The sequence below is a fragment of the Microcoleus sp. B7-D4 genome (assembly GCF_036705125.1).
GTDB lineage: Bacteria > Cyanobacteriota > Cyanobacteriia > Cyanobacteriales > Microcoleaceae > Microcoleus.
Map to the genome: position 1 here is coordinate 1 of NZ_JAUBTT010000213.1, position 4,198 is coordinate 4,198.

At 42.3% G+C, this 4,198-nt stretch carries 2 protein-coding genes and 2 pseudogenes; 1 reads left to right on the top strand and 3 read right to left on the bottom strand.

Annotation, left to right across the window (positions count from 1 at the left end):
* Positions 1-62 precede the first annotated feature (62 nt).
* A pseudogene (locus QUB12_RS36785) lies at positions 63-919 on the bottom strand (reverse transcriptase domain-containing protein); the annotation flags it as partial.
* A 621-nt stretch (positions 920-1,540) separates the two neighbouring features.
* A complete protein-coding gene (locus QUB12_RS36790) occupies positions 1,541-2,395 on the bottom strand; it encodes an RNA-guided endonuclease TnpB family protein (protein ID WP_333148284.1) in 855 nt (284 codons plus the stop codon).
* A 163-nt stretch (positions 2,396-2,558) separates the two neighbouring features.
* Here QUB12_RS36790 and QUB12_RS36795 point away from each other — a divergent pair.
* A pseudogene (locus QUB12_RS36795) lies at positions 2,559-3,517 on the top strand (IS630 family transposase).
* On the opposite strand, the gene QUB12_RS36800 reads toward QUB12_RS36795, so the two are convergent.
* On the bottom strand, positions 3,483-3,836 hold the full coding sequence (locus QUB12_RS36800) for a helix-turn-helix domain-containing protein (protein WP_333148286.1): 354 nt from the start codon (positions 3,834-3,836) through the stop codon (positions 3,483-3,485). The pseudogene QUB12_RS36795 and the gene QUB12_RS36800 overlap by 35 nt on opposite strands.
* Between the last annotated feature and the right edge of the window lie 362 nt (positions 3,837-4,198).

A 4,198-nucleotide genomic window follows, 5' to 3' on the forward strand; every position in this document is an offset into this window, starting at 1 on the left:
GTTTGGACACTAACCTAGAGAAGTCACCTCCTCACTCACAACATGCGACATCGTGTCGCGCTCACGAAGTCATCTGCGTATCTTATCAATGAAAACGATTTAAGCTTATCTCTAACACCCAATTGAGTGTTATCAGGTCGCTTCATATCGAATTTTGGGGCTAAACCCCTAATCAATTCCTCAATTCCATGTAAGGCAACATTTGCGAGTAGGGGTGAAATCACCCCACCCTGTGGTGTCCCTTCATCAGTTGGGAACAGCTTGTTTCCATCCATTACACCAGCTTTTAACCAAGCTCGGATTTGTCTCCGTAGGGTAGGATAAGTATTCAATTTTTTGAGAAGTGCATCGTGATTAATACGGTCGAAGCATTTACTAATATCGGCATCCAACACATACTTGGATTTATTGTGTACCGCACTGAATATTGCTCCTATCGCATCGTGGCATGAGCGTCCGGGTCGGAACCCATATGAGTTAGGTTCAAATCGCGCTTCCCATTCTGGTTCTAACACCAGTTTGACTAACGCGCGGCATCGCTCGGTCTTCCATTGTCGGTATACCTAAAGGTCTTTCCTCACCTGTCCCTGGTTTGGGTATCCAAACTCGGCGTGTTGGCTTAACCTTACAACCCAATGATATTTTGTTTATCAGGGCGAAACGTTGCTTTGGGGTCAGCGATTTAACGCCGTCCACCCCTGCCGTCTTCTTGCCGTGATTATCTTGAGTTACCCGACGAACCGAAGCGGCTTTTGCCGCCCAAGAGCTTATCAACAGTTTTTGGAGTCTGCGTACTAGCTTGACATCACCACGATTAGACGCTTGATATATCCGATGAATGCAATTTAAAAACGTTACGCTCTAGCTTTCGCCAGTTGATATCGTTCCATTCATACATCGGTTTTTCTGCCGTGTTCATAACATATTCATTGCGAATTGTAGCTATATCATCCGTATTACCGTGAGTCCGTTAGCATATCCTCACCATTACAGTGAGGCGTTGGCTTTTGACTCAATCTCTACCACCTGTTACCTGGAAATCCAGATGTTTCGTCTTAGCTGACTGCTCGAAGTATTCGACCTCTCCGAGAGTAATCAGGTGGGTTACTTCGTTCCTCATAACCATTGGTTTGTTCCGTTAGGATGCCACCTCTTCACCGAGTTTTTGGGTAACGTAGGTATGTCGATTGAAATCCTCATACCACCCTGTACTAATGCCCTTTTGGGACTACCAGCGTGAGAAGCCTTATTTCGCTGGGTCGCAATAACGATGATTCAAACAGTGACTTTGCTTTCGCTATCCGTAGGAACTTGCTTACGGGATACCACTTTTAGGCTAGTAGTTCTTTCCGCTTTTATCCTCGCTTCACCGATTGATGGCTAGTCGCTACAGTGGAGGATATGCTTTCACCTCTACGTTTGAGGGACAGGACTTGACGCTTTCTAGGATACTGACGTTCACCTGTAAAGTTATGAAGTTGTCATCTACAAGGGATTAAAGTGCGAACTCAATCCTGATGGATTACCCTGTAGAAGCCAGTCATCCCCCGATTGCTCGGTTTCGACTGAACGAATCGCACTTCTTGGCTGCGTTTAAATCACGGTCTTGAATATTTCCGCAATCGGGACATTCAAAAACTCGGACTTTCAACGGCATCTTGTGCCGATGATTGCAGCAACTTGAGCAAATTTGACTGCTAGGGAAGAATCGCTCTACAAGCGTCAACTCGGAGTTAAACTTTTGGGTTTTATATTCCAATTGCCGCTTAAATTCGTACATTCCGCAATCAGCGATTGCACCAGCTAACTTGTGGTTCTTCAAAAATGCCTTGACATTCAAGTCTTCGATCTTGACCTCACTGTGGTTTTTGGCGAGGTAAGTTGTCAGCTTGTGAATGGCGTCTTTTCGGATGTTTGACACTTTTAGGTGCAGCAAGGCTTGTTTAGCGATTGCCGAATTGCGGTTGTTAGACCCTTTGACTCGCTTGCTAACACGGCGTTGCAGGCGTTTCATTTTACGACTCATCCCACGGTAAGCTTTGGGATTGGCAAAGACTTGACCGTTAGAACAAACAGCTAATTCTTTGATGCCGATATCGACACCAGCAGTAGGACGGTCAGGTGGAGTTGCGGGCTGTTCAATTTCGTATTTAAAAGCAATGAACCATCTGTCGGCTTTTCGACTGATTACACAGTTGTGAAATGCCGTAATTGGTAATGGTTCGTGCAGCCTAACCCAACCAATTTTAGGTAACTTGACACGCTTGCCATCGTTATTAATTCCTGGTTTTGCTTTGGTTCCTTGCTCTAGGTAGAAAGATTCACCTGACACACCTTTTTTCTTGAACCTATAGCCTTTCTCGGAAAGATGAGGTATAATGTTACTGACACTCACTCAGGAGGATAAAGCAGAGAATATCAGAGCAAACGAACTATAATTACATGGTTACGCACAAGCCACGCGAAAGCGATAGCATACATAATAGCATTTTTTTGACAGCACGAGCTGCTTGACTCACAAAAAGTAAATTTGTACTCCTCTTCATACATTGTTAAAAATGAAAGCTTATTCGATTGATTTTAGGCAAAAAATCCTTGATACTTATCATACTGAACCGATTTCACAAAAAGCAATAGCTAAGCGCTTTTCGCTCTGCCCTGAGTTTTGTACAAAAATTGCTTAAACAATATCGTGAAACAAAAAACATTACTCCGCGAACTGACCGATGTGGAGTCAAAGGCAAACTGAATGCAGAGCCACTACTCATCGAGTGCCCAATTGATTGAAGTAAACAATGATGCTACTCTTGAAGAACTTCGTTATTTACTTTATGGGAAAATTGGATTTTCCGTTAGTAGAGCGACAATAGCAAGAATGATAAAACTCTTAGATATTACTGTCAAAAAAAAACTCTCTTCCCCTCGGACAAAGGCACCGACCGAGTTCAACTCCTGCGATGTGAGTTCTGGCAAAAAATAAAAAAGATTAGTTTGAACGACTTAATATTCATTGACGAATCGGGAGTTAATTTGGCAATGGTTAGGTTATATGCCAGAGCTTTAAAAGGTCAAAGAGCCAAGGGGCCAAAACCAACTAAACGTGGCAAAAATGTCTCAATAATTGGAGCAATGTCAGTCAATGAAATTTTGACATCGGTTAATCTAATAGGCCCAACTGATGCAATTACATTTGAAGCTTTTATTATCAGGAAACTTGTGCCAAAACTATGGAAAGGGGCTTGTGTAGTGATGGATAATTGTCCCATTCACTTGGGAGAAGAAGTGAAAAAAGCGATCAAAAAAAAAGGGGCAAGATTAATATACTTATCACCTTATTCACCAGATTTTTCACCCATTGAAAATCTGTGGTCAAAACTTAAAATCATTCTCCGTTCTATCAAGACTACTAATTATCAAGAATTAGCAAAAGCACTCTTAGTTTGCGTTCGGTCAGGTTACATCGTCAAATATTTTTAACTGGTTTACACACTGCTGTTATTGTACCTCATCTTTCTGAGAAAGGCTATAGGTTGGTTAGATACCTTTTTGAAGCATCTATCCCAAGCCGTTCTCAATTCAGTCAGAGCCTGCTGCGGACTTGCCTTAGATGACTCGTAATACCAGGGATGCAGAGGTTTAATTTCCCCTACTAAACGCTTGTGAAGATCGATAGCGGAAGGAATCTTAACCGTTTTGTCGGCTTCCCTGAGTTTCAAGGTTTCAAGGATGATTGAATTCGCCCAGTTGTAAGCGTGTCTTGCTACCCCGCAATGTTGCCGAAATCTAGTCACCTGCTTATTGTTAGGCTTTAATTCCGTCCTGAAGCTGAGTAACATTTGCTTTTACCTCATTTCTGCCTTACTCTTATTGTATGCGGAATTAATGCGGAATGACAAAATGCCTAGAAAAAAGATCTACAGCGAGCCTAAGCGTAAAGTCAACCTAAGTCTGACCGAGACTGCTACTAAGTGGCTAGAGTTCAAGCAAGTTGAACTTACTGCAAGCAGTCTTAGTGACGTTATCGAGAGGCTGGCTAGAGAGTTACCCCAAAATTCCATCAATGGGTAACTCTGTCCAAGAATTACGTTACAGTTTCAAACCCCAAAGCTAACCAACAGTGTTAAGTAGTTAAGCAAAATTAATTACATAATTATCTCCAAATTCTTTAAGAATTATTTCGACAGATGAAACAAGAGAT

What these genes read in the sequence shown, in the direction of transcription:
- QUB12_RS36800 (WP_333148286.1), bottom strand. Translation starts at nt 3,836, where the DNA reads ATGTTACTCAGCTTCAGGACGGAATTAAAGCCTAACAATAAGCAGGTG.